This window comes from Streptomyces sp. NPDC091272, from assembly GCF_044757485.1.
Taxonomy (GTDB): Bacteria; Actinomycetota; Actinomycetes; order Streptomycetales; family Streptomycetaceae; genus Streptomyces.
Genome location: NZ_JBIVVC010000001.1, coordinates 258,550 through 280,914, shown reverse-complemented (window position 1 = coordinate 280,914; position 22,365 = coordinate 258,550). Strand labels below are relative to the sequence as shown.

At 72.0% G+C, this 22,365-nt stretch carries 20 protein-coding genes; 6 read left to right on the top strand and 14 right to left on the bottom strand.

The window, feature by feature from the left end:
* Positions 1–11: 11 nt before the first annotated feature.
* From ACIQM4_RS01065 to ACIQM4_RS01045, 5 genes are all read right to left on the bottom strand, one after another.
* Entirely contained in the window at positions 12–788 is a 777-nt protein-coding gene (locus tag ACIQM4_RS01065; protein ID WP_401584214.1) for a Crp/Fnr family transcriptional regulator, read from the bottom strand.
* A gap of 205 nt (positions 789–993) precedes the next feature.
* Positions 994–3,558 carry a polynucleotide kinase-phosphatase gene (locus ACIQM4_RS01060; RefSeq protein WP_401584212.1) on the bottom strand — a complete coding sequence of 855 codons (2,565 nt, stop codon included), beginning with the start codon at positions 3,556–3,558 and terminating at the stop codon, positions 994–996.
* The gene (locus ACIQM4_RS01055; RefSeq protein WP_401584209.1) at positions 3,555–5,126 is read right to left on the bottom strand and encodes a 3' terminal RNA ribose 2'-O-methyltransferase Hen1; all 1,572 of its coding nucleotides are present in this window, start codon (positions 5,124–5,126) and stop codon (positions 3,555–3,557) included. The genes ACIQM4_RS01060 and ACIQM4_RS01055 overlap by 4 nt, the downstream gene beginning before the upstream one ends.
* 145 nt (positions 5,127–5,271) lie before the next feature.
* Positions 5,272–6,180 (bottom strand): homocysteine S-methyltransferase, encoded by a 909-nt coding sequence (gene mmuM, locus ACIQM4_RS01050; RefSeq protein ID WP_401584206.1) that lies wholly within the window; start codon positions 6,178–6,180, stop codon positions 5,272–5,274.
* A 21-nt stretch (positions 6,181–6,201) separates the two neighbouring features.
* On the bottom strand, positions 6,202–7,125 hold the full coding sequence (locus tag ACIQM4_RS01045; protein WP_401584204.1) for an LLM class F420-dependent oxidoreductase: 924 nt from the start codon (positions 7,123–7,125) through the stop codon (positions 6,202–6,204).
* 246 nt (positions 7,126–7,371) lie between these two features.
* On the opposite strand from ACIQM4_RS01045, the gene ACIQM4_RS01040 reads away from it, so the two are divergent.
* Positions 7,372–7,626: a hypothetical protein gene (locus ACIQM4_RS01040; protein WP_401584200.1), complete on the top strand. Its 255-nt coding sequence runs from the start codon at positions 7,372–7,374 to the stop codon at positions 7,624–7,626.
* A gap of 65 nt (positions 7,627–7,691) precedes the next feature.
* On the opposite strand, the gene ACIQM4_RS01035 is transcribed toward ACIQM4_RS01040, so the two are convergent.
* The 5 genes from ACIQM4_RS01035 to ACIQM4_RS01015 form a co-directional block, all read right to left on the bottom strand.
* On the bottom strand, positions 7,692–8,222 hold the full coding sequence (locus tag ACIQM4_RS01035) for a DUF6099 family protein (protein ID WP_401584198.1): 531 nt from the start codon (positions 8,220–8,222) through the stop codon (positions 7,692–7,694).
* A gap of 122 nt (positions 8,223–8,344) precedes the next feature.
* Positions 8,345–8,704 (bottom strand): nucleotide pyrophosphohydrolase, encoded by a 360-nt coding sequence (locus tag ACIQM4_RS01030; protein WP_401585991.1) that lies wholly within the window; start codon positions 8,702–8,704, stop codon positions 8,345–8,347.
* A 128-nt stretch (positions 8,705–8,832) separates the two neighbouring features.
* Entirely contained in the window at positions 8,833–9,990 is a 1,158-nt protein-coding gene (locus ACIQM4_RS01025) for an AAA family ATPase (protein WP_401584195.1), read from the bottom strand.
* 56 nt (positions 9,991–10,046) lie between these two features.
* On the bottom strand, positions 10,047–10,436 hold the full coding sequence (locus tag ACIQM4_RS01020) for a cell division protein SepF (RefSeq protein WP_401584193.1): 390 nt from the start codon (positions 10,434–10,436) through the stop codon (positions 10,047–10,049).
* A gap of 251 nt (positions 10,437–10,687) precedes the next feature.
* Positions 10,688–12,052 carry a carbohydrate-binding protein gene (locus ACIQM4_RS01015; RefSeq protein ID WP_401584190.1) on the bottom strand — a complete coding sequence of 455 codons (1,365 nt, stop codon included), beginning with the start codon at positions 12,050–12,052 and terminating at the stop codon, positions 10,688–10,690.
* A 147-nt stretch (positions 12,053–12,199) separates the two neighbouring features.
* Here ACIQM4_RS01015 and ACIQM4_RS01010 point away from each other — a divergent pair, with 147 nt between their 5' ends.
* Positions 12,200–12,982: a thioesterase II family protein gene (locus ACIQM4_RS01010; protein ID WP_401584187.1), complete on the top strand. Its 783-nt coding sequence runs from the start codon at positions 12,200–12,202 to the stop codon at positions 12,980–12,982.
* Here ACIQM4_RS01010 and ACIQM4_RS01005 read toward each other — a convergent pair.
* Positions 12,954–14,441 carry a class II 3-deoxy-7-phosphoheptulonate synthase gene (locus ACIQM4_RS01005; RefSeq protein ID WP_401584185.1) on the bottom strand — a complete coding sequence of 496 codons (1,488 nt, stop codon included), beginning with the start codon at positions 14,439–14,441 and terminating at the stop codon, positions 12,954–12,956. The two genes, ACIQM4_RS01010 and ACIQM4_RS01005, sit on opposite strands and share 29 nt — an antisense overlap.
* A 193-nt stretch (positions 14,442–14,634) precedes the next feature.
* Here ACIQM4_RS01005 and ACIQM4_RS01000 point away from each other — a divergent pair, with 193 nt between their 5' ends.
* Both ACIQM4_RS01000 and ACIQM4_RS00995 read left to right on the top strand, forming a co-directional pair.
* Entirely contained in the window at positions 14,635–16,149 is a 1,515-nt protein-coding gene (locus ACIQM4_RS01000) for an anthranilate synthase component I family protein (protein ID WP_401584182.1), read from the top strand.
* 14 nt (positions 16,150–16,163) lie between these two features.
* Complete coding sequence (locus tag ACIQM4_RS00995; RefSeq protein WP_401585989.1) at positions 16,164–16,733, top strand: anthranilate synthase component II; 570 nt, start codon at positions 16,164–16,166, stop codon at positions 16,731–16,733.
* Here ACIQM4_RS00995 and ACIQM4_RS00990 read toward each other — a convergent pair.
* A complete protein-coding gene (locus tag ACIQM4_RS00990; RefSeq protein WP_401584180.1) occupies positions 16,678–18,114 on the bottom strand; it encodes a PLP-dependent aminotransferase family protein in 1,437 nt (478 codons plus the stop codon). The genes ACIQM4_RS00995 and ACIQM4_RS00990 overlap by 56 nt on opposite strands.
* Positions 18,115–18,276: 162 nt before the next feature.
* Between ACIQM4_RS00990 and trpD the strand changes: the two genes are divergently transcribed.
* Positions 18,277–19,296, top strand: a complete 1,020-nt coding sequence (gene trpD / locus ACIQM4_RS00985; RefSeq protein ID WP_401585986.1) for an anthranilate phosphoribosyltransferase — start codon at positions 18,277–18,279, stop codon at positions 19,294–19,296.
* Here the strand turns inward: trpD and trpC are convergent.
* Positions 19,268–20,086 (bottom strand): indole-3-glycerol phosphate synthase TrpC, encoded by an 819-nt coding sequence (trpC, locus tag ACIQM4_RS00980; protein WP_401584177.1) that lies wholly within the window; start codon positions 20,084–20,086, stop codon positions 19,268–19,270. The two genes, trpD and trpC, sit on opposite strands and share 29 nt — an antisense overlap.
* Before the next feature lie 268 nt (positions 20,087–20,354).
* Between trpC and ACIQM4_RS00975 the strand changes: the two genes are divergently transcribed.
* The gene (locus ACIQM4_RS00975; RefSeq protein ID WP_401584175.1) at positions 20,355–21,200 is read left to right on the top strand and encodes an FkbM family methyltransferase; all 846 of its coding nucleotides are present in this window, start codon (positions 20,355–20,357) and stop codon (positions 21,198–21,200) included.
* A 214-nt stretch (positions 21,201–21,414) separates the two neighbouring features.
* Here the strand turns inward: ACIQM4_RS00975 and ACIQM4_RS00970 are convergent, their stop codons facing one another.
* Positions 21,415–22,365, bottom strand: coding sequence for a TauD/TfdA family dioxygenase (locus tag ACIQM4_RS00970; protein WP_401584173.1), 951 nt, complete (start codon positions 22,363–22,365; stop codon positions 21,415–21,417).

The window sequence follows — 22,365 nt, the reverse complement described above, 5'->3', positions numbered from 1 at the left end:
GATGTAGCCGTTTACACATCCGGCCGGGCTTCCTCCGCCGGCTCGGCGCCGGGCCCTGCCCCGGAGCCGGGCCGCACCCCCGGGCCGCCGCGTGGGGGCGGTCCGGCCCTGCCCTCCGCCAGCAGCAGGAGCAGACCCATGTCGGTGACGCTGACCCGGCGGTTCCCGGTGTGCACGACGTCCTGTTCGCGCAGCAGCCGCAGCGCCTTGGCGACCGCCTCCCTGGTGGCTCCCACCGCGGACGCCAGATCGTGCTGCGGGAGCGGGAGCTCGACGACCACGGCGCCGTCCTTCCCGGCCCGCCCGGCGCGCTCCGCGAGCTCCACCAGCCGTACGGCCAGCCGGCGCAGGACCGTCTCGGAGGCGAGGGAACGCCGTTCGTTGTCCGCGCTGCGCAGCCGCGCGCTGAACTGCCGCATGATCAGCGCGGTGGCGTGCGGCCGGGCGGAGAGGAAGTGCCGGAACCGCTCCCCGCTGATGGAGGTCGCCTCGACCGGGCCGAGCGCGGTCACCGTCGCACTGCGCGGGCCCTGGTCCACCGCGGCGAGGTCCCCTATCACCTCGCCCGCCCCGCGCAGCGCCAGGATGAGACGGGCGCCGCGCTCGGTGGAGACGGAGACGACGGACCACCCGCTGCGTACGGCGAGCACGAAGGTTCCGGTGTCGCGCTCCTGAAGCATGACCTGCCCCGGGTCGTAACTGCGCGGCGCACCCAGGGAGAGCAGGCTCTCGCGGTCCTGGCGCGGAAGTGCGTCGAGGAAGGGGCGGCCCTGCCCGAACAGACTCATCACCTCGCCCCCGATGGCGCTTCGGACGCGACGTGGTGACGATGCGTCAAGCAGAGAGGAAAGGAAGACTAAGCACCCGCCCCACGCCAGTCAAGAACGATCAACTCCCCTTTTGGAAAGTCGAGTTGATGATCTATCAGGTGCAGAAAGGGACCGGGGCCGCGACCGTCATTCGGTCGCGGCCCCGGTCGGGCGGAGAGGGTTGTCAGAGCCGTGGGTCCACCGGTTCCGACTCCAGGGCGAGCACGGCGAACACGGCCTCGTGCACCCGCCACAGCGGTTCGCCGCCGGCCAGCCGCTCCAGGGCTTCCAGGCCGAGTGCGTACTCGCGCAGCGCCAGGGACCGCTTGTGCCCGAGGAACCGCTTGCGCAGCTTCGTCAGCTGTTCGGGGCGGGTGTACTCGGGTCCGTAGATGATCCGCAGGTACTCGCGGCCCCGCACCTTGACGCCGGGCTGCACGAGGCGGCCCTTGCCGTCCCGCGCCAGCGCCTGGAGCGGCTTGACGACCATGCCCTCACCGCCCCTGCTGGTCATCTCCGTCCACCAGTCGACACCCGCCCGCACCGACGACTCGTCGCCGGTGTCGACGACCAGCCTGCGGGTGGTACGCAGCAGCCCGGACGCGTCGTGCTCCACCAGCCGGTCCAGCCAGGCGAGTTGCCGGTCGTGCGGTTCGGCCGCGAGGACCCGGCCCTGCACGGCGAGCAGCTGGAAGGGAGCGAGCCGCACCCCGTCCAGGCCCTGGGTCGGCCAGCAGTACCGCCGGTAGGCCTCGGTGAACAGAGCCGCGTCCCCGGCCCGTTCGCGCTGGCGGACCAGCAGTTCGCCCGCGCCTTCCACACCGCGTGCCGCAGCCGTCTCCAGGGCGGTGAGCGCAGCCGGGAATGCGGCTCCCGAGGCCGCGCCGACGGCGGCGTACTGCTGCCTCAGCAGTCCGGAGGCCTTGAGTGACCAGGGCATCAGTTCGGCGTCGAGCAGCAGCCAGTCGCTGTCGAACTCGTCCCAGAGCCCGGCCTCGTCCATCGCCGCACGCAGCCTGGCCAGCACCAGCTCGCTCATGCTCTCGTCGTCGAAGAACGGACGTCCGGTACGGGTGTGCACGACCCCGGCCGGGCCCTCGACCCCGAACCGTTCACGCGCCACCCCCGCGTCCCGGCACACCAGCAGCACGGCGCGCGAGCCCATGTGCTTCTCCTGGCACACGACCTTCGCGACGCCGTCCGCCCGGTACTGCGCGAACGCCTCGGCCGGGTGCTCCAGGTATCCCGGCACGGCGGAGGTCGCCGTCGGCGCCATCGTGGGCGGCAGGTACATCAGCAGCCGCGGGTCCACGGCGAACCGGCTCATGACTTCGAGCGCGGCCGCCGCGTTCTCCTCGCGGACCACGACGCGCCCGTGCTCGCCGGTCTCCACCGCCCGCCGTCCGGAGACGTCGGCGAGGTCCAGCGGGCGCCCGTCGGGTCCGCCGGGTGCCTCGGTGAGCAACGGCCTGACCGGCTCGTACCAGACCTGCTCGGCGGGCACGTCGACGAGTTCGCGCTCGGGCCAGCGCAGCGCGGTCATCCTGCCGCCGAACACGGCACCTGTGTCGAGGCAGAGGGTGTTGTTGATCCACGAGGCCTGCGGGACGGGAGTGTGTCCGTACACGACGGCCGCGCTGCCGCGGTACTCCTCGGCCCACGGGTAGCGCACGGGCAGGCCGAACTCGTCGGTCTCGCCGGTGGTGTCGCCGTACAGCGCGTGCGAGCGGACGCGTCCCGAGGTGCGCCCGTGGTACTTCTCGGGCAGTCCCGCGTGGCAGACGACGAGCTTCCCGCCGTCGAGGACGTAGTGGCTGACGAGGCCGTCGATGAAGACCTTCACCTGCTCCCTGAAGCTCTCCTCCTCCTTCGCCAGCTGCTCGACGGTCTCGGCGAGTCCGTGCGTGTGCCGGACGTTCTTGCCGTGCAGCCAGCGTCCGAGCTTGTTCTCGTGGTTTCCCGGCACGCAGAGCGCGTCGCCGGACGCGACCATGCCCATCACCCGGCGCAGCACGCCGGGGCTGTCCGGGCCGCGGTCGACGAGGTCACCGACGAAGACAGCCGTCCGGCCCCCGGGGTGCGCCCCGTCGACGTAACCCAGCTTCACCAGCAGGGTCTCCAGCTCGGAGCTGCAGCCGTGGATGTCGCCGATGATGTCGAAGGGGCCGGTGAGATGGGTGAGGTCGTTGTAGCGCTTCTCCAGAACGACCTCGGCCGTCTCGACCTCCTGGACGCTGCGCAGGACGTGCACCTTGCGGAAGCCCTCGCGCTCCAGCCCGCGCAGCGAGCGGCGCAGTTCGCGCCGGTGCCGCTGGATCACGTGGCGCGGCATCCCCGCCCGGTCGGGGCGTTCGGCGTTGCGTGCCGCGCACACCTCCTCGGGCAGGTCGAGCACGATCGCGATCGGCAGGACGTCGTACTTCCTGGCCAGCTGGACGAGCGTCTTACGGCTCGCGGGCTGGACGCTGGTGGCGTCGACGACGGTCAGCCGGCCGGCTGCCAGGCGCTTGCCCGCGATGTGGTGCAGCACGTCGAAGGCGTCGCGGCTGGCGCTCTGATCGTTCTCGTCGTCGGCGACCAGGCCACGGCAGAAGTCCGAGGAAAGGACCTCGGTGGGCTTGAAGTGGGTGCGTGCGAAGGTGGACTTGCCGGAGCCGGTGGCCCCGATCAGGACCACGAGGGAGAGGTCGGTGACCGGCAGTCTGCGCGGTGCGGTGGTGCCTGCTGCTTCTTCCGTGGTGCTGCTCATGCGGCCTTCGCCTCCTTCTGCGTCTCGTCGCCCGCGTTGTTCGCCGGCTCGGTGTCCGGGTGGTGGGCCGCTTCGTTCCGCCCCTGGTTTCCCGCGGGCGTCCGGTGGGCGGACGGCTCCCTGGTGAAGACCGCCATCTGGGTGGGGGGACCGACCTCCGGGTCCTCCGGCCCCACGGGCGTGAACCCGACGCCGTAACCGTGCCGTTCCGCCACCTGCTCGGCCCAGTCCCGAAACTGAGAGCGGGTCCACTCGAAGCGGTGGTCGCCGTGCCGGACATGGCCGGCCGGCAGGGTTTCCCAGCGCACGTTGTACTCCACGTTCGGGGTCGTCACGAGCACCGTCGCGGGACGCGCGGCGCCGAACACCGCGTACTCCAGCGCGGGCAGCCGGGGCAGGTCCAGGTGCTCGATCACCTCGCTGAGCACCGCGGCGTCGTACCCGCGCAGCCGCTTGTCGGTGTACGTCAGCGAGCCCTGCAGCAGGGTGACGCGCTCGGCCTGCCGCTCGCCCATCCGCTCCAGCCCGAGCCGGCGCGCGGCGACGGTCAGTGCCCGCACGGACACGTCGACACCGACGATCTCGGTGAACCGCACGTCCTTCAGCAGTGCCTGCACCAGCTGCCCCTGTCCGCAGCCCAGGTCGAGCACCCTGCCCGCGCCCGCCGTGCGGAGCGCTGCCAGGATCGCCTCCCTGCGCTGCACGGAGAGCGGCGTCGGCGGCGCCTGCGTCAGCGTCTCCTCGGCCACCGCGTTGTCGATCTCCTCGACCTGGATGTCGTCGGCGTCTGCGAGCCGGGCCAGGCCCTGGGCGGACGCGGCCAGCCGCTCGGTGGCCTGCCGGGTCAGCCCCCAACGCCGGGACAGGTAGCGGCTGGTGATCAGCTTCTGTTCGGGGTGCTGCGGCAGCCAGCCCTCGCCTGCCCGCAGCAGCTTGTCGACCTCGTCGGGCGAGACCCAGTAGTGCTTGGCGTCGTCGAGCACCGGGAGCAGTACGTAGAGGTGCCGCAGGGCGTCGGCAAGCCGCAGCTCCCCTTCCAGCACCAGCTGTACGTAACGCGACTCGCCCCACTCGGGGAACTGCTCGTCCAGCGGTACGGGGACGGCCTCGACCGTGCTCCAACCCAGCGGCGCGAACAGCTTCCGCACCAGTTCCGCGCCTCCGCGAGCGGGCAGCGCGGGCACCTCGACGCGCAGCGGCATCGGCTCGGCAGCACGCTCGGGGCGGGCCTCGCACACCCCGTGCAGGGCGCTCCTGAAGACGGTGCTCAGCGCGACGGCGAGCAGCGAGGAGGCCGCGTACGGGCGGTCGTTGACATAACTGGCCAGGGCGGCGTCGGGTGAACCGCCCCGCCCCTTCCCCTTGCCGCGCCGGACCAGCGCGACCGGATCCACCTCAAGGAGGAGCGCGGCCGTGCAGCGCTCGGCGGTCGCCTCGGGGTAGAGGACGTGCGCCGTGCCGTACGAGGTGGAGAACGCCTGCCGCCGTCCGGGATGCTTGTGCAGCAGAAATCCGAGGTCGGTCGCCGGGCGTTCCTGGGTGCCGGTGGTACTGATCGTCATGAACACACGTCCGAGTATCGTCCGCCCCACCCACCCTGCCCACGGGTTTTCCCACACCCGCCCCGGCCCGGCCCGGCAGGCACACGCGCCCTCAACCCGGCCCGGCGGGCACGCGCGACCCTCACCCCGGCCTCGCACGCACGTGCGGTCCTCAGGCGACCTGGGCCACGTCCCTCGCCAGTGCGGCGATCTGCTCGGGTCCCACCCGGCAGCAGCCGCCGACCAACCGCGCGCCTGCGGTCTGCCATCCTCGCAACCGGTCCGGGTCGAAGGTGGCGCGCCCGGTCCAGCGGCGGGCCTCGGCGTCCCACTCCTCACCGCTGTTCGGGTAGACGACGACCGGCTTGCCGGTGGTCTGCGCCGCGATCTCCGCCGCCCGCCCGGCGTCGCCCGGCTCGCAGCAGTTCACCCCGACCGCGACGACCTGATCGTTGTCAGCGGCGATCGCGAACGCTTCGGCGAGCGGCTGTCCGGCCCTGGTCCGCTCCCCCGCGACGGTGTACGAGAGCCAGACGGGCACCCCGCACCCCTCGACCGCCCGCAGCAGCGCCTCGGCCTCGTCGGTGTCCGGCACCGTCTCCAGTGCGAGCACATCGGGCCCCGCGGCGGCCAGTGCCTGGATCCTCGGCCGGTGGAAGCGCTCCAGCTCCGTCACCGCCAGCCCGTACCTCCCCCGGTACTCGCTGCCGTCGGCGAGCATCGCCCCGTACGGCCCGACCGAGGCCGCCACCCACACCGGCCGCGGCTCGTCGGCGGCGGCCATGCGTGCCAGCTCCACGCTGCGGGCCAGCAGACCGGTCGCCTCCGCGCGCCCGGCGCCCCGTGCGCCGAACCCCTCGTACGTCGCCTGGTAGCTGGAGGTGATCAGCACCTGGGCACCCGCCCGCACGTACGCCGCGTGCGCAGCGCGGATCTGCTCCGGGTCGTCGGCGAGCAGCCGCGCGGACCACAGCGCGTCGGTCAAGTCGCACCCCTGCGCATTCAGTTGGTTGGAGAGCCCGCCGTCGAGGACGAGCGTCCCCTCGGCGAGTGCGGCGGCGAGCGGGCGGGTGGGCTGCACGAGAACTCCTGGGGAGGGGGATCAGTTCAGCTGGGACAGGACCTGCGAGGAGATCAGTTCCAGATGGTCCAGATCGTCCAGGTCCAGCATCTGGAGGTAGATCCGGCTCGATCCGATCGCCTCGAACTGTCCGATCCGGTCCACCACTTCGGCGGGCGAGCCCGCCAGCCCGTTCGCCTTGAGCTCGTCCACCTCCCGTCCGACGGCGGCCGCCCGGCGGGCCACCTCCGCGTCGTCCTTGCCGACGCACGCCACCAGCGCGTTGGAGTAGACGAGGTCTCCCGACTTCCGCCCCGCCTGCTCCGCGGCGGCCCTTACCCTGCCGAACTGCCGCGAGGTGTCCTCCAGCGAGGCGAACGGGATGTTGAACTCGTCCGCGTACTGGGCGGCGAGACGCGGGGTCCGGACCGCCCCGTGCCCTCCGACCAGCACCGGCACCTTGCGCTGGGCCGGCTTGGGCAGCGCGGGTGAGTCCGTCAACTGGTAGTGGGTCCCGTCATAGCTGAACTTCTTGCCGACCTCCGTCTCCCACAGACCCGTGACGATCGCCAGCTGCTCCTCCAGCCTGCCGAACTTCTCCTTGGGGAACGGGATTCCGTACGCCTTGTGCTCCTCCTCGAACCAGCCTGCGCCCAGGCCCAGTTCGACCCGTCCGCCGGACATCTGGTCGACCTGTGCGACCTGAATGGCCAGCACCCCGGGGAACCGGAAGGTGCCCGCCGTCATCAGCGTCCCCAGCCGGATCCGGCTGGTCTCCCTGGCGAGCCCGGCGAGGGTGATCCAGGCGTCGGTCGGGCCCGGCAGCCCGTCGGCGGTCCCCATGCGCAGATAGTGGTCGGACCGGAAGAAGGCGTCAAAGCCCAGGGCCTCGGTGGCCTTCGCGACGGTCAGCAGCTTGTCGTAGCTCGCACCCTGCTGGGGCTCGGTGAAAATTCGAAGATCCATGCCTCCATCCTGCACCGGGGATCCGTCGTCAATCCCGTCGGCCCCATCTGTCCCCCATCTGCCCGGTCGGGTGAAAAGCCGACACCGTGGGGGTCCTCGCACCGCCGTGCCGGTGACCGGCGCCCCAGCCACTCGTTTGGTCGGGCGGAGCCGGACCGCCCGGCCCGCGCGCCGACGCACGCTGCCGGGGCGTCGCCAGCGACACCGCCCTCCCCCGCCGGGAGGGCTCGGGCCGAGGAGGCCGCCATGTCCCAGGAAGCCGTACCTGAACAGAGCGCGTCGTCCGCACCACATCCGGTGCGGCAGTCCGTACCACTTCAGCAGGCCGCCCCCAAGGGCCTGTTGCAGCAGATGGAGGAGCTGATGGCGGCGCTGACCGCCGATCTTTCGCAGCTCGACGCCGACTTGCAGACCACGGGCGACCGCCCGCCGTCCGGCGGCACGGCCGGCTCCGGCAGCAGCACGCACGAGGGCAGCGGCGAGGGCCGGGGTACCGGCTGATCCGAATGCGGCGGTGACGCCCGCCGGCAGGGCGGCCGGGGCCGGTCCTACCGACCGGGGCGGGGTCATGACGAGCCCGCCGAGTCCGCGGCACCTTGCAGTCTGCCGTGCTCCCACACCGTGAGCCGGCGGAGCAGTCCGCGCACCCGGTCGTTCGACTCGTCGGCGGCGTCGATCGCCTCGATCGTCTGCCAGTAGAACCCTTCCTCGTCCGCCGCGCAGGCCACCGCGACGAGCGCGATCCCCACCTCTCCCAGCAGACCCCCGAGCCCCACCAACGCCCCTCGCGGGTCCACCACTTCGCCGAGCTGCGCCGCCCGGGGCCTGAGCTCGGGCGGGCGCGCCGCCGACAGGCCGGGCACGCTCACCCCGCTCGCGCACAGCGACGACCAGTCGATCGTCCCGCAGCCCCTGCCGCCGGCCTCGCAGAGCCCCTGTGCCTCTCCCCGGAGTTCCGGCGGGCCCTTCATGGCCAGCATCCCGCCGATGGCCTGGGTCAGCGCCTGCGCCTGCCAGGCCTCTGTCAGGATGTCCAACGGCTCCTGGCTCTGCGCCAGTGCGTGTCTGCCGACCCGAATGAGTCTCACCGCGTCCATCAGCGACCCCCGTTGCCCGTCCTTCTCTCTCCCTGTTCACTACCCAGAGTGAGTGGAAGGGACCCGGAAAACCAGGGCTATGCGGAAATCTGTGGACACAAATACGGTTGTGGATATTGCCATCACTCCGAAGAGTGACGAACCGCTCCTTCCGAGGCTTCCGGAACCTCTGCCCCCGGTACGGGAAAACGCCGTTCGTTCCGCTCGATCTTGGCGGCCAGCGCCGCCAGCGGATCGACTCCGAGCACCTCGCAGAACTGCAACAGGTAGGCCAGTACGTCCGCGACCTCGTCGGCCACCCGGTGCGCCGAGTCCGGCTCCTCCATCACCCGGGCGGACTGCTCGGGGGTCAGCCACTGGAAGATCTCGACCAGTTCGGACGCCTCCACGCTCAGCGCGGCCGCCAGGTTCTTGGGCGTGTGGTACTGCTCCCAGTCCCGGGCCGCGGCGAACGCAGCCAGCCTGCGCTGAAGCTCCACCACCTGACTCCCCGACGCCTCGTCCCCGGACACCGGGGCCGGCGACACCTGAGCCGGCGACACCTGATTCTCCGCCCCCCGGTCCCCGGACACCTTGCTCCCCGCCACAGCCTGCGTTTCGTCTCTCACGGCTACAGGTCTACCACCGCCGCCCCCGCCGTCTCACGCACGCCCGAGGTGTCCGTGACCGTACCGACCAGCCTGATGTGGCCCCGGCCGCACATCTGCGCGGCGAGCTCGCCGAGTGCCCGCGCCTGGCGCCGGTCGAGCCCCCGGTCGAAGCCGTCGGCCAGTACCGCGAGCGCCTGGTGCGCGTCGGGCACCTCGCCCAGGTACTCCATGTCCAGCACCCGCGGCCCCGTCAGCAGCACCAACGAGAGCGCCAGGTAGCGCAGCTCGCCGTCGCCGAGCCGCCCGAGCGGGGTCACGCCCCGGGCGCCCCGGCCGAGCACCGCCCCCACCGTGCCGTCGGGCAGGTCCTCCGCCGTGAGGTCCTCGACGGGGCCCGCGCACCCCTGCCGCGCCGCCGCGACGAGTGCCGTGTGCCGTCTGGCGCACTCGTCACCGGTGCGCCGCAGGACCGCCGCGAGGTTGTCGCAGCCCCGCCGCAGCAGTCCCTCGCCGACGGCCACCGGGGCGCGCATCCGCTGCGGCTGCGGATCGCAGACGTAGACCGACCGCAGCGCGACGAGCACCTGCTCGGCGGCGGCCAGCACCCGCAGCTCCCCGTCGGTCCTGCCCGCCACCCGTAACGGCAGCAGCGCCGTTCCCAGCCGGTCGTCCGGCAGCGGCGCACGCGTCACTCGCGAGGCGCCCGCCGTGTGCCAGGCCGCCTGGACGGTGCTCCCCCGCGGATCGCGCAGCGCGGTGGACAGCAGGTCCTGGCCCTCGCAGGACAGCCGTTCGCCGACGATTCTGAGGTCCGGCTCGGCCTGCACGGCGAGTTCGAGCCGTACGGGGCCCGCCGGGCCGTCGACCGTGCACCCGATCCGAAAGCCGCGGCGCCCCTGCTCGTCCGGGCCGTTCCCGTCCGGCACGCAGCCGACGGGGTCGGGGAACACCTCGGCGAGCACGTCGCCCACGGCAAGACGCGCCAGCGCTTCGTACCCCCGCAGCGCGGTCGACTTGCCACTGCCGCTCGCCCCGGCGAAGAAGGTCAGCGGGCCGAGCGGGAAGACCGCTCCGCGGTGCGGTCCGAAGGCGGACAGCCGTAGTTCGGTGACCTCGGGGCGGTGCGGGCGTACGGAGGGGGTGGGCGCGGGCTGGCCGGCGAGCGAGGACGCAGTCATGACGCGGACGCTATGCGCCCGCACCCCTGGCGAACCGTTACACCTGTTCTGCCTTCCTACGATCGGGGGACGGCCGCCTCCGCGGCGCCCTCGACCTCCATGCCGACCGGCGCGAGCAGGAACACGTTCCGGTCCACCCGGTGCATGCCGCTGCCGAGGCCGAAGACCACTCCACTGCTGAAGTCCAGGATTCGCTTGGCCACGTCGGACTCCACGCTCGTCAGGTCCAGCAGGACCGGGATCTGCGCGATCAGGTACTCCGCGACCTCTCTGGCGTCCGAGAAGACCTGCACCCGCAGGACGATCATCCGTCGCTGCTCCACCGCCTCGTACTCCTGCGGCATCGTGCGGTGATCGGTCCTGGAGGGCCATTCGTTGCGGCTGCGCAGCGGTACCACCTGGGCGAGCCCTTCCCACTGCTCGTCGGTGACGTCATACCTGCTCACCGGACCACCCCACCCACGTGCTGTATCTGCATCCGGCAATTCTGACGCCCCTCACCCGTACGGCCTACCAGCGACACGGTACGAACGGGGATCGGCCGCACATTCTCCGCCACAGCGGCAGACCCGGCGGCGCCACGGCGCGGCGTCCGGTGCCGCGGACCGCGGCACCGGACGTCGAGTCATGGCTCCTGCTGCCCCACATGGCCCGGGTCATGCACCGACGGCCGCCGGGACAGCGTGTGCGCCAGATGTCATACGCGCTGCCAGAGTGCGGGAACGTTCGGGGGCGTCCAGCCGGCCTGGGCCTGGTGGCCCTGGAGGCACCGGTAGGTGGCGCCCCCGTACGTCACCTGGGCGCCCGTCGCGTAGACGGTGCCCACCGCCCAGGTGCCGCCGGGCTCACCAGGGTCGCCCGGACCGGGACCCGGGTCGTCCGAGGTGGTCTTGAGGGTCAGGCCGTACGCCTGGAGGAGGGGGTTGATCGGCTGGTAGAAGGTCGTGCCGCCGGAGCTGCAGTTGCCGGACCCGCCCGAGGTGACGCCCTGCGCCTGGCTGCCGGAGATGAACGAGCCGCCGGAGTCCCCGGGTTCGGCGCAGACCGAGGTGCGGGTCACCCCGCTGATGGTCCCCTCGGGGTAGGTCACGCTGGTGTTGTGCTGCTGGACGGTGCCGCAGTGCCAGCCGGTGGTGGAGCCCGACCGGCAGACCGAGGCACCGACGGCGGCCTGCGTCGAGCCGGTGACCTGGACGTTTCCGCTGTTGCTCTTGACGTAGGGCGTCGAGGTCCAGTTGGCGTTGGTGGCTACCCACGCGGTGTCGCGACCGGGGAAGGTGGAGGCCTGGAAGGAGCCCTGCGCGACCTGGTTGAAGCCGGTGGTGGTGGTGCCGGGCCGTCCGCAGTGCCCCGCGGTGGCGAAGCCCTGCTGCGTGCCCTTGGTGATCGGGAAGCCGACCGAACAGCGTCCGCTGCCGTTCATGTAGTACGCGTCGCCGCCCCTGATGTCGTACAGCGGTCGCGGCTGGCGCGGCGACTGCTGCGTCCGTACGAGAGCGGGGTCGATGCCGGCCGCTGCGACGAGGGCGTCCGCGGCGGCGGGACGGACGGCCTGGAGGGTCAGCGAGTTCGTCCTGACGTCGACGAAGCGCACGGGCACGCTCTGCTCGGCTGCCGCGGTGGCGGTCCCGTCGAGCTTCGCCAGTGCCGCGTCCAGCTGCCGCAGGGAGTGCCGTACGACGAGGGCGCGTGCCCCCTTCGACTCGATGGAGGCGACGTCGGCGGCGTTCGTGGTGGCCACGGTCAGCGTCGCGGAGTCGGCGCCCTGGACCCAGGCCCCGGCGAAGTTCCCGCCGAGCGCGTTCTGCAGCCGGCCCGCGACGGCGCCCGCCTCCGCCTCGTTGCCCAGTCGCGCCGCTGCCTGCCGGGCGGTGACGCCGAGGTCGCGCTGCATGGCCTTCAGCAGTTCCGGGTCCGTCCGGCTCGCGCCCAGGGTGTCGGCGGCGGAGGGCGCCGCGGCCGGGGCGGGGTCCGCGGCCGCGGTGGCCGGCAGCCCTGCCAGCACGAGCGCGCCGACCGCGGCGAACGCGGCACAGGCGGCCTTGGCATGTCTGTGGAGCATGGCGGTGTCTCCTCGATCTCGGTGGGGGTACCGGTACCGTAGGAGCCGACAACCCCCCGGCGGGAGCTGCCAGTTGCCCCCTCGCTCGGTGTTATGCCCCCAGGGCGGTCGCACCTGTCAGTGGGCTGTCAGGGGTGGACCGGGATCATGACCGGTGCGGTACCGGACGCGCGTGCGCCGGCCAGGGACCTTGGGGGCAGCATGGTGTGGACGCAGTGCGTCGAGGCTCGGCCCTTCGCGGCGGAGCGGGTGGTGTGCTTCCCGCACGCCGGCGGCTCGCCCTACTTCTTCCGGAGCTGGGCCAAGGCGCTCGACAGGTTCGAGGTCCACGCGGTCTGCTACCCGGGCCGCGCGGAGCGCATCGCCGAGCCCCCGGCCACCGAACTCGTGGCCATGGCACGGCTCATCGCCGACGAGCTGCGCCCCTTCGTGGCGGAGCGGCCGACCGCCCTCTTCGGGCACAGCATGGGGGCCGCCGTCGCCTACGAGGTGGCACGGGCGCTGGAGGCGGACGGCGCCGCGGTGGGACACCTCTTCGCCTCAGGGGCCCGCGCACCGCAGCTGATGCGGGCGGACCCCGCGGCCGGGACCACCTGGTCCGACGAGTCCGTGGCCGCGACGCTGGTCGAACTGGGCCAGACCGACGCGGAGCTGCTGCAGAACCCGGCCTTCATGCAACTGGTGATGCCCTACATCGCGGCCGACTTCCGCATGCTCGCGGCGTACGGCGGCGATGTGGACAGACCGCTGAGCTGTCCCGTCACCGCGCTCGTCGGTGCGTCCGACCCCCGGGTGAGCGTCGAGCAGACCGCTGCCTGGCAGCGGTCCACCCGTGGCCCGTTCCGGCTGCGGACGCTTCCCGGGGACCACTTCTACCTGGCCGCCGACCCGCCCTTCGCCCTCATCGACGAGGCCGTGCGCGGGCGGTGACGCGCATCTGTTCGCGGTACATCTCGGCGAGCAGGAAGGCCAGGTCCAGGGATTGCGTGTGGTTGAGGCGAGGGTCGCAGGCCGTCTCGTACCGGTGGTGCAGGTCCTCGGCCAGTACCTCGTTGCCGCCTCCGGTGCACTCGGTGACGTCGTCGCCGGTGAGCTCGACGTGGATGCCGCCCGGGTGGGTGCCCAGCGCCTGGTGGACCTCCACGAAGCCGCGCACCTCGTCGAGCACCGTGTCGAAGCTGCGGGTCTTGTGCCCGCTGGCGGCGGTGGTGGTGTTGCCGTGCATCGGGTCGCTGACCCAGCAGACCAGCGCACCCTCCGCGTTGACCTTCTCCACGAGGGTCGGGAGCAGGTCACGGACGCGGTCGGCGCCGGCGCGCACCACGAAGGTCAGCCGGCCGGCCTCCCGGTCCGGGTCGAGGCGGTCGATGAGCCGCAGCACGGTGTCGGGGTCCGTGCCGGGACCGAGCTTGACCGCGATGGGGTTGTGGACCTTGGAGAAGTACTCGACGTGCGCGCCGTCCAGGTCCCGGGTCCGCTCACCGATCCACAACAGGTGGCCGCTGGTGGCGTAGGCCCGGCCGTTCTCCGGTTCGGTGCGGGTCAGTGCGGCTTCGTAGTCGAGCAGCAGCCCCTCGTGGCCCACGAAGAACTCGGCGGTGCCCAGCTCCCTGGTGTCGACCCCGCACGCCTGCATGAAGTCCAGGCTGCGGCCGATCTCGTCGGCCAGTTCCTCGTAGCGCTCGCCGGCACGCGAGTCGGCGACGAAGCCCCGGTTCCACGCGTGCACCTGGTGCAGGTCGGCGAATCCGCCGGTGGTCAGGGCCCGTACCAGGTTGAGCGTCCGGGCCGACGCCTCGTACATCATGCGCAGCCGCGCGGGGTCGTGCGCCCTGGCCTCGGCGGTGAAAGCCAGGCCGTTGACCGCGTCGCCGCGGTAGGAGGGCAGGGAGAGGCCGTCGCGGCTCTCGACGGGGCTGGAGCGCGGTTTGGCGTACTGCCCGGCCATCCGGCCGATCTTGACCACGGGCAGGGCGGTGGCGTGGGTGAGCACGACGGCCATCTGCAGCAGCGTCTTGAGGCCGCCGCGGATCGTGTCCGCGGTCACCCGGTCGAAGGTCTCGGCGCAGTCCCCGCCCTGGAGCAGGACGGCCTCGCCGCGGGCGACGGCCGCCATCCGGCGGCGTAGCTGGTCGCACTCGGCGGCGAAGACCAGCGGCGGGGCCCCGGCCAGCCAGCCGGTGACGGCGCCCAGCTCGTCGGTGCCCCGCCAGTCCGGCTGCTGCCCGGCGGGAAACGCACGCCAGGAGTCGGCGGCCGTGTTCCCCCGCCGGCCCTCTTCCGTGCCTGCGGGGTCTTCCGGGGCGGCTCCCGGGGTTTCCCGGATACTTACCGGGGTTTTCCCGATGCTTCCCGGGGTTTTCCCGATGCTTCCCGGAATGTCTTCCATGCTTCTTTTCATTACTGCCTTCCGATGGGGAGGCCCATAAAGAACGTGGCACAACTCAATCCGCGGCCGCCGCCCGGGTCAAGTGATTGCACAATGGCCCGCATCGGGTGCGGGAAATTGGTCTGGCCGCCTTCTCCCGTCCGCTGGTTCACTCACCGTCAGTCGAGTCCGACGGGACCAGAGGGAGTTCACCTTGCCGGAAACAACAACGATCGGTGTGCGGGTCACCGAGGCGGTTCTGCCGCAGCACGACCCCCTCGATCTCTACGTACGTCTGCGGGACGTCCTCCCCGAGCAGGACGTGTTCCTCTTCGAGAGCAGGGCGGGGGCCGAGGAGGACCGCCGTTCGGCGGTCGTCGGCTTCGGCAGGCTGGCCGAGATCCGCGTGTTCGACGGCCACATCGAGGTCGACGGGGCGCCGGCCGTCGTCCGGGCGCTCGCCGAGGCGGCCGAGGGCGCGGGACTCACCGCCGACCGTACGGCGGGGGAAGGGGCGCGGCGGCTGCGCTTCGCCGCCCCTGACCAGCTGTGGCAGGCTCTGGCCGCGACCCGGTCGGTGTTCACGGTGGAGAGCTCGGTGCCCACCACGGCCTACGCGTTCGGCTTCCTGACCTCGCTGGCGTACGAATCCGCCTGGCTCATGGAGTCGTTGCCCGCCAGGACGGCGGAGCTCCAGGTTCCGGACATGACGCTCACGCTCTTCCAGGAGACGGTCCGGTACGACCTCGCGGTGGGCAGCGCGCACAGGCTGCGGGCCGAGAGCCCGGCGTTCCCCGACACGGCGGCGGGGGTCGACGTCGTCATGCTGGCGGCGGAGGCGGCCCGTCCGGTGCCCTCGGGGGTACGGCCCGCGGTGCCGCGGGCGCCCGAGCCGGTCTCGGTGCACGACAGCGTGAGCCGCGAGACGTTCCTGGGCTGGGCCGAGCAGTGCCTGGAGCACATCGGCGTCGGCGACATCTACCAGATCCAGATCGGTCACCGCATCGACGTGCGGTCCGCGCTGACGCCTCTGGAGGTCTACCGGCGGCTTCGCCATCGCAATCCCTCCCCCTATATGTTCCTGATGCCGCGCGCGGGCAGCACCCTGATCGGCGCCAGCCCCGAGCTGTTCTTCCGGATCGAGGGCGACGAGATCGTGATGCGCCCCATCGCGGGCACCGCCAGGCGGGGCCCGGACGAGGAGGAGAACCAGCGGCGCATCAAGGAGATGCAGGAGAGCACCAAGGAGCGGGCCGAGCACATCATGCTCGTCGACCTCTGCCGCAACGACATCGGCAGGCTGGCCAGGCCCAGCACCCAGCCGGTGGACAGGCTGATGGCCGTGGAGGGCTTCTCGCACGTCTTCCACCTGGTGTCGACGGTCTCCGGCCGGCTGGAGGAGGGCGTGGACCCCTGGCAGGCGATGCGCGCGACGTTCCCCGCGGGCACCATGACGGGCGCCCCGAAGGTACGCGCCATGGAGATCATCGACGAGCTGGAGGTGGAGCGGCGGGGCAGTTACGCGGGCGCGGTCGGGCTCGTGGACGTCCGCGGCTGGAGTGAACTGGCGCTGTGCATCCGCACCGTGGAGTACGACGGCCAGAAGTACTCCACGCAGAGCTCGGCGGGCATCGTCGCCCAGTCCGAACCGGAGGCCGAATGGCGCGAGACGCTCGCGAAGATGGGGGCGGCCTACTGGGCGCTCACCGGTGAGGAGTTGCAGCCGTGAAGGAAATCCAGGACATGAAGGTCCTGCTGATCGATGCCTACGACAGCTTCGTGCACATCATCGACCAGTACCTGCGCACGCTCGGCGCGCAGACCGAGGTGGTGCGTTCGCTCTCCCGTACCCCCGGCCAACTGGCCGGGTCCGAGCCGGACGCCGTGGTGCTGGGCCCAGGTCCTGGCCATCCGGCCGACTCCGGTCACGTCGAGCTGGTGCACGAGTTCGCCGGCCGGGTGCCGCTGCTCGGTGTCTGCCTGGGCCACCAGGCGATCGCGCTGGCGCACGGCGGGCGGGTCGAGGTGGCGGGTGAACTCATGCACGGGCGGACCAGCACGGTGCGGCACGACGGCGCCGGGGTGTTCCAGGGGCTCGGCAACACCCTGGAGGCGACCCGCTACCACTCGCTGATCGTCGCCGACCCGCTCCCGGACCAGCTGGTCTCCACGGCCTTCGCCACCGACCACGGGTATGTGATGGGCCTTCGGCACCGCACGCTGCCGATCGAGGGCGTGCAGTTCCACCCCGAGAGCATCACGACCAACGGCGGACTGGTGATGCTGGAGAACTTCCTTCGGACGAACGGCTGACCGCCGCCAGCTCGCGGACCGCCTCGGCCACCCCGGAGCGCGGAAGGTGGGCGTGGCCGACGACCAGCGCGGGCGCTGCGCCCCCCGGTCCGGCGTGGAAGGCCGCGGCGCCGCGCACCAGCACGGAGCGGCGCAGCGCCCCTGCCACCAGCGCGGCCTCGTCGGTGTGCCGGGGCAGCCGTACGTAGGCGTGCAGGCCGGCCGCCCGCCCGACGACCTCGGCCCCCGGGAGGTGTCGGCGCACCGCCTCGTCGAGCGTCTCCCTGCGGCTGCGGCACAGCGCGTTCAGCCGGCGCAGATGGCGGTCGAACAGTCCGCTGCGCAGGAACTCCGCGAAGGCCAGCTGGGTGAGTGTCTCGCTACCCAGGTCGTGGCGGGCGCGGGCCCTCAGCAACTGGTCGAGCATCGGCCGCGGCGCGGCGAGCCAGCCGAGCCGCAGGCCGGGGGCGAGCGACTTGCTCGCCGTGCCCGCGTGGACGACACGGTCGGGGGCCAGCCGCTGGAGCGCGAGCGGGCGGGTGGTGCCGCGTTCGTACCAGAGCCCGCCGTCGTAGTCGTCCTCGATCACCCAGCCGTCGTGCTCGCGTGCCCAGCGCACCAGCGCCTCGCGGCGCCGCGCGGAGAGGGTGACACCGGTGGGGTACTGATGGGCGGGGGTGACGAGGACGGCGCGCACCCCGGACGCGGCGAGTGCGTCGACGTCGATGCCCTCGTCGTCCACCGGCAGCGGCACGGTGCGCAGTCCGCTGCCGTGCACGAACTGGCGCTGGCCGGGGTGGCCCGGGTTCTCGATGCCGAGCTCGGTGACGCCCAGTCCGGGCAGGACCGCGCAGAGCAGGCCGAGCGCCTGGGCGAAGCCCGACACCACCATCACCTGGTCGGCAGTGGTGCGCACCCCGCGCAACCGGCCGAGGTAGTGGCCGAGTTCGACACGCAGCGCCGGTGTACCGGCCAGCGGCGGGTAGTCGTGGTCAGCGGTGTCGGCCGCGTACAGCGCCCGCTGGTAGCAGCTGAGCCACTCGCGGCGGGGGAAGGCGGGGAAGTTGCGGCCGCCGGGGCGCAGGTCCCAGCGGACGGCGGGCACCCGGCCCTCGTCCAGCAGGGCCGGCACCACGGCCGGTCCGGCGTCCAGATGGCCCACCACCCGGGTGCCCGCGCCCTGGACCGCTTCCAGATACCCCTCGGCGACCAGCTGTCCGTACGCCTCCACCACCACGCTCCGCGACACGTCGAGGTCGTCGGCGAGCCGCCGGCTGGACGGCAGCCGGGTGCCCGGGTGGAGGATTCCCTCGGATATCTCCCTCTTGAGGTAATGCTGGATCTGCGAGGTGAGCGACGTCTCGGATTCTCTGACGACCTCGACCGCCACATGCAGGGCCACCGGCCCTCCCCCTTTTTCTGATTGGACCGTACGGCTGCCCGGTCAGTGGTCTGGAAAGTGTTCGCGGGAATTCACAGAATCGAAGGCGAAGACTCTTTCTGGCGCCGCTCAAGGAGAATCCCCGTGACTGCCGAGCCGCAGGGCCGTACCTGGCCGGAATTGATGAACGCGGTGCTGAGCCGCGAGGACCTGTCCGCGCGGGACACGGCGTGGGCCATGGACGAGGTGATGGCCGGCGACGTCTCCCCCGCCCGGCTGGCCGGGCTGCTGGTGGGCCTGCGCGCCAAGGGCGAGACCGTCGAGGAGATCGATGGCCTGGTACGGGCGATGCTGCGGCACGCCGTGCCGCTGGAGGTACCGGGGCCGGCGCTGGACATCGTCGGCACCGGCGGCGACGGGTCGAACAGTGTCAACATCTCCACGATGTCGGCGATCGTGGCGGCCGGGGCCGGGGCGCGGGTGGTCAAGCACGGCAACCGCTCCGCCTCCTCGTCCTGCGGGTCGGCGGACGTGCTGGAGGAGTTGGGGGTGGCGCTGGAGCTGCCGCCCGCCGAGATCGCGGCGGTGGCGGAGGAGACCGGCATCACGTTCTGCTTCGCCCCGGTGTTCCATCCGGCCATGCGGCACGCCGCCGCGACGCGCCGGGAGCTCGGCATCCGCACCGTGTTCAACATGCTGGGGCCGCTGGCCAATCCCGCTTCGCCGGCCGCGCAGGCGGTGGGCGTCGCCGACCTGCGGCAGGCTCCGCTGCTGGCCGGGGTGCTGGCCGGGCGCGGGGTGTCGGCGCTGGTGTTCCGGGGTGACGACGGGATGGACGAACTGACGGTCACCACTACCTCCACGGTCTGGTCGGTCACCGGCGGCGAGGTGCGCGAGGAGTCCTTCGACCCGCGCGACATCGGTATCGGGTACGCCGACGCGGGTGCGCTGCGCGGCGGCGACCGGGCTCACAACGCCCGGGTGGCCCGCGAGGTGCTCGCCGGGGCGCGGGGGCCGGTCAGGGATGCGGTGCTGCTGTCGGCCGCCGCAGGTCTCGCGGCGCTGGAGCCCAGCGGCCGGCCGGTCACGGAACGGCTGGCGGCCGGGACGGAGCGGGCCGCCGAGGCCGTCGACTCGGGTGCGGCGGCGGCCGTGCTGGAGCGCTGGGCGACGGTCACCGCGAAGCTGGCGCAGCAGGGCTGACGGGCCGTCGGCCGGCGGACACCAGGGCGGCGACGGCCTGCACCGCACTGCCACCGGTCACCACGGACTCGCCGACCAGGACCGCGTCCGCGCCGTGGGCGGCGTAGTGCGCCGCGTCGGCGGGGCCGCGGACGCCCGACTCGGCGATCGTCACGACGTCCGGCGGGACCGCGGGCGCGAGGCGCTCGAAGGTTCCCCGGTCGACCTCCAGGGTCCGCAGGTCACGGGCGTTGACGCCGATCAGCCGGGCGCCGGCCGCCAGTGCCCGGTCCGTCTCCCCCTCGTCGTGGACCTCCACCAGCGGGGTCAGCCCGATCTCGGCCGCGAGCGCGACGAGTTCGGCAAGGAGCGATTGCTCCAGCGCGGCCACGACCAGCAGGGCCAGGTCGGCGCCGTGCGCCCGCGCCTCCCAGAGCTGGTAGGGCCCGACGGTGAAGTCCTTGCGGAGCACCGGGGCCGCGACCCTGGAGCGGACCGCGTCCAGGTCCGCCAGCGAGCCGCCGAACCTGCGGCCCTCGGTGAGGACACTGATCGCGGTGGCACCGCCGCTCTCGTACTCGGCCGCCAGCGCCGCCGGATCGGCGATCTCCGCCAGCGGCCCCTTGGACGGGCTTGCGCGCTTCACCTCGGCGATCACACACAGGCCGTCCGGACGGCGCAGCAGTGCGGCGCCGTCCACACCGGGCCCGGCATCGGCGGCCCGGTCCTGCAACTCGCCCAACGGCACCCGGCGCTGCCGCTCCGCCAGGTCGGCGCGTACTCCTTCGACGATCGAGTCGAGCACGTTCATCGCTGCGTCCTTCCGCTTCCACGCGCCGGCCGGCCCGGCCGGTCGACGGCCGGGCCACGACCAGGCGCCACGGGTCGGAATTCTAGGGACGCGGGGCGGCCGGGAACCATGTCATTCAGCGTTCGGTAAAACTCGCTGGTGGGCCTCGCGATTCGACCGTCCGGAACCGGCCCACTTCGGCCACGGTGTTTTCTCGTGGCATGCACATGTGTTCACCTGGGTAGCGAGACGTGGATTCCCCCCATGCCCGGCCACTTCAGGAGAACGAGTGTCTGTCGATCCCGCCCGACTCGAATACATCAACGCACACGAGACGGAATATCTCTATGAAGAGATATTTGTCCAGCAGGCCTACCTGCCCGAGGGGATGACGCTCCCGGAGGGGGCGACCGTCATCGACGTCGGGGCCAACATCGGGATGTACTCCCTGTTCGTGCACACGATGTTCCCCACGGCGAAGGTGTACGCCTTCGAGCCGATGCCGCCCGTCCTCGAAAAACTCAGCGCCAACCTGGCCGCCCACGAGGTCTGTGCGGAGGTCTTTCCGTACGCACTGTCCGACGCCGAGGGCGAAGTCGAATTCACCTACTATCCAGGTTATTCCACCATGTCGGCCGACTCCTCCCACGCGGCCTCGGAATTCGACCGGGAATTTGTCAGGAAGCAGGTGCTGGAGAATTCCCGGCAAGAGGTCGGTGACGCCCACGACATGCTGGACGAGTTGCTGGAGTACCAATTCAGGGAGGTGCCCTACCGCTGCCGGACCCGGCGGCTCTCGGACGTGGTCCGCGAGCTGGGGATCACGCACATCGACATGCTCAAGATCGACGTCCAGCGGGCGGAGGCGGATGTGCTGCGCGGGGTGGACGACGACCACTGGCCGCTGATCGACCGCATCGCACTGGAGGTGCACGACGAGGCCGGCACGCCGACGGAGGGACGGCTTGCCCTTCTCGGCGGTCTGTTGCGTGAGCGCGGGTTCACCGTCGGCCCCCACCGTAACGACGGGGTGGCGGATTCCGGCCGGTACTCGGTGTTCGCCTCGCGGCCGGACGCCGGGCACCGGGGTTCTTCGCCAGGGCCGGGCCTGCGTGCTTCCGGGGAGAGGCCCTGAGCTCTCGGAAAGCGCCGCCGGGTACGGTCGGCGCCCGGCAGACCTGCTCGTGGCACCGAGCGGGCCTGCCGGGCGGCGTCGGAGGTCAGGCGGCCCACGTCACGGAGACGACCACCCGGCAGACGTCCGGCGGCCCACGTCATCAAGACGACCACCCGGCGGACGTCCGGCGGCCCACGTCATCAAGACGACCACCCGGCGGACGTCCGGCGGCTCACGTCATCGAGACGACCACCCGGCGCGAGCCGGTGAATGCCTCGCGGCCGTGCAGCACGGACATGTTGTCGACCACGAGGATGTCGCCCGCCAGCCAGGGCTCCACCACCTTGTTGTCCCGTGCGGAGGCGCGCACCTCGGCCAGGTCCTCCTCCGGGATCGCGGTGCCGTCGCCGTAGGTCACCCAGTGCGGCAGGTCCTCGACGCTGTCGATCAGGGAGAGCAGCGTCTCGCCCTCGTCACCCGGGAGGTTCGACGGGTGCCACTGGTCGGCCTGGTTGAACCAGGTGTCCTCCCCCGTACGCGGATTCTTCCTCACCCCCGGGCGGTGCTGGCTCAACCGCAGGCCGCCCTCCGCGGTCCACTCGAACTCGGCCTGCGAGGTCTTCAGGAAGTCCTCGACGACCTCCCGGTCCTGCGTCTCGAAGGTGTCCTGCCAGGACTTGCCGAGGCCGAAGCCGCCGTGCAGATGCTGGTGGTAGACGACGCCGGACTCGAACCGCGCCCTGACCTCGGGCGAGAGGCCGCGCAGCAGCGCCTGCCCGTCGCAGACCGGGGTGGCGCCGCCGGTCTCCGGGGCGACGAGGCAGCAGAAGAACAGCCGGTTGGGCCAACTGTGCGCGTACGACAGCTCGTTGTGCAGGGAGATGTCAAACCTGGCCGGGTACTCGGTGGAGGTGAAGACCCCGTCCGAGACCGTGGAGCGCGGGGTGTTGCCGCCGCGGTAACTGTCGATCAGCGAGTCGCCGAACCGGCTGACGGTGCGGTGGAACTCGTCGGCGTCGGCCGTGCCGAGACCTCGGACCATGACCGCCCCGCACTCGGCGAGCAGACCCTCGACGCGCAGCCTCACCGCGTCCAGGCTGTCGGCGTCCCAGGAGTCCGGCCGGCCCTCGGTGTGCAGGACCGCCAGGGTGGTGCCACCGGTGGTGCGCCTCTCGTCGCGCAT

What these genes read in the sequence shown, in the direction of transcription:
- ACIQM4_RS01065 (WP_401584214.1), bottom strand. Translation starts at nt 788, where the DNA reads ATGAGTCTGTTCGGGCAGGGCCGCCCCTTCCTCGACGCACTTCCGCGC.
- ACIQM4_RS00995 (WP_401585989.1), top strand. Translation starts at nt 16,164, where the DNA reads ATGAAGGTCCTGCTGATCGATGCCTACGACAGCTTCGTGCACATCATC.
- ACIQM4_RS01060 (WP_401584212.1), bottom strand. Translation starts at nt 3,558, where the DNA reads ATGAGCAGCACCACGGAAGAAGCAGCAGGCACCACCGCACCGCGCAGA.
- ACIQM4_RS01005 (WP_401584185.1), bottom strand. Translation starts at nt 14,441, where the DNA reads ATGGAAGACATTCCGGGAAGCATCGGGAAAACCCCGGGAAGCATCGGG.
- ACIQM4_RS01040 (WP_401584200.1), top strand. Translation starts at nt 7,372, where the DNA reads ATGTCCCAGGAAGCCGTACCTGAACAGAGCGCGTCGTCCGCACCACAT.
- trpD (WP_401585986.1), top strand. Translation starts at nt 18,277, where the DNA reads ATGAACGCGGTGCTGAGCCGCGAGGACCTGTCCGCGCGGGACACGGCG.
- ACIQM4_RS01035 (WP_401584198.1), bottom strand. Translation starts at nt 8,222, where the DNA reads ATGGACGCGGTGAGACTCATTCGGGTCGGCAGACACGCACTGGCGCAG.
- ACIQM4_RS01045 (WP_401584204.1), bottom strand. Translation starts at nt 7,125, where the DNA reads ATGGATCTTCGAATTTTCACCGAGCCCCAGCAGGGTGCGAGCTACGAC.
- ACIQM4_RS01025 (WP_401584195.1), bottom strand. Translation starts at nt 9,990, where the DNA reads ATGACTGCGTCCTCGCTCGCCGGCCAGCCCGCGCCCACCCCCTCCGTA.
- ACIQM4_RS01010 (WP_401584187.1), top strand. Translation starts at nt 12,200, where the DNA reads ATGACCGGTGCGGTACCGGACGCGCGTGCGCCGGCCAGGGACCTTGGG.
- ACIQM4_RS01015 (WP_401584190.1), bottom strand. Translation starts at nt 12,052, where the DNA reads ATGCTCCACAGACATGCCAAGGCCGCCTGTGCCGCGTTCGCCGCGGTC.
- trpC (WP_401584177.1), bottom strand. Translation starts at nt 20,086, where the DNA reads ATGAACGTGCTCGACTCGATCGTCGAAGGAGTACGCGCCGACCTGGCG.
- ACIQM4_RS00970 (WP_401584173.1), bottom strand. Translation starts at nt 22,365, where the DNA reads ATGCGCGACGAGAGGCGCACCACCGGTGGCACCACCCTGGCGGTCCTG.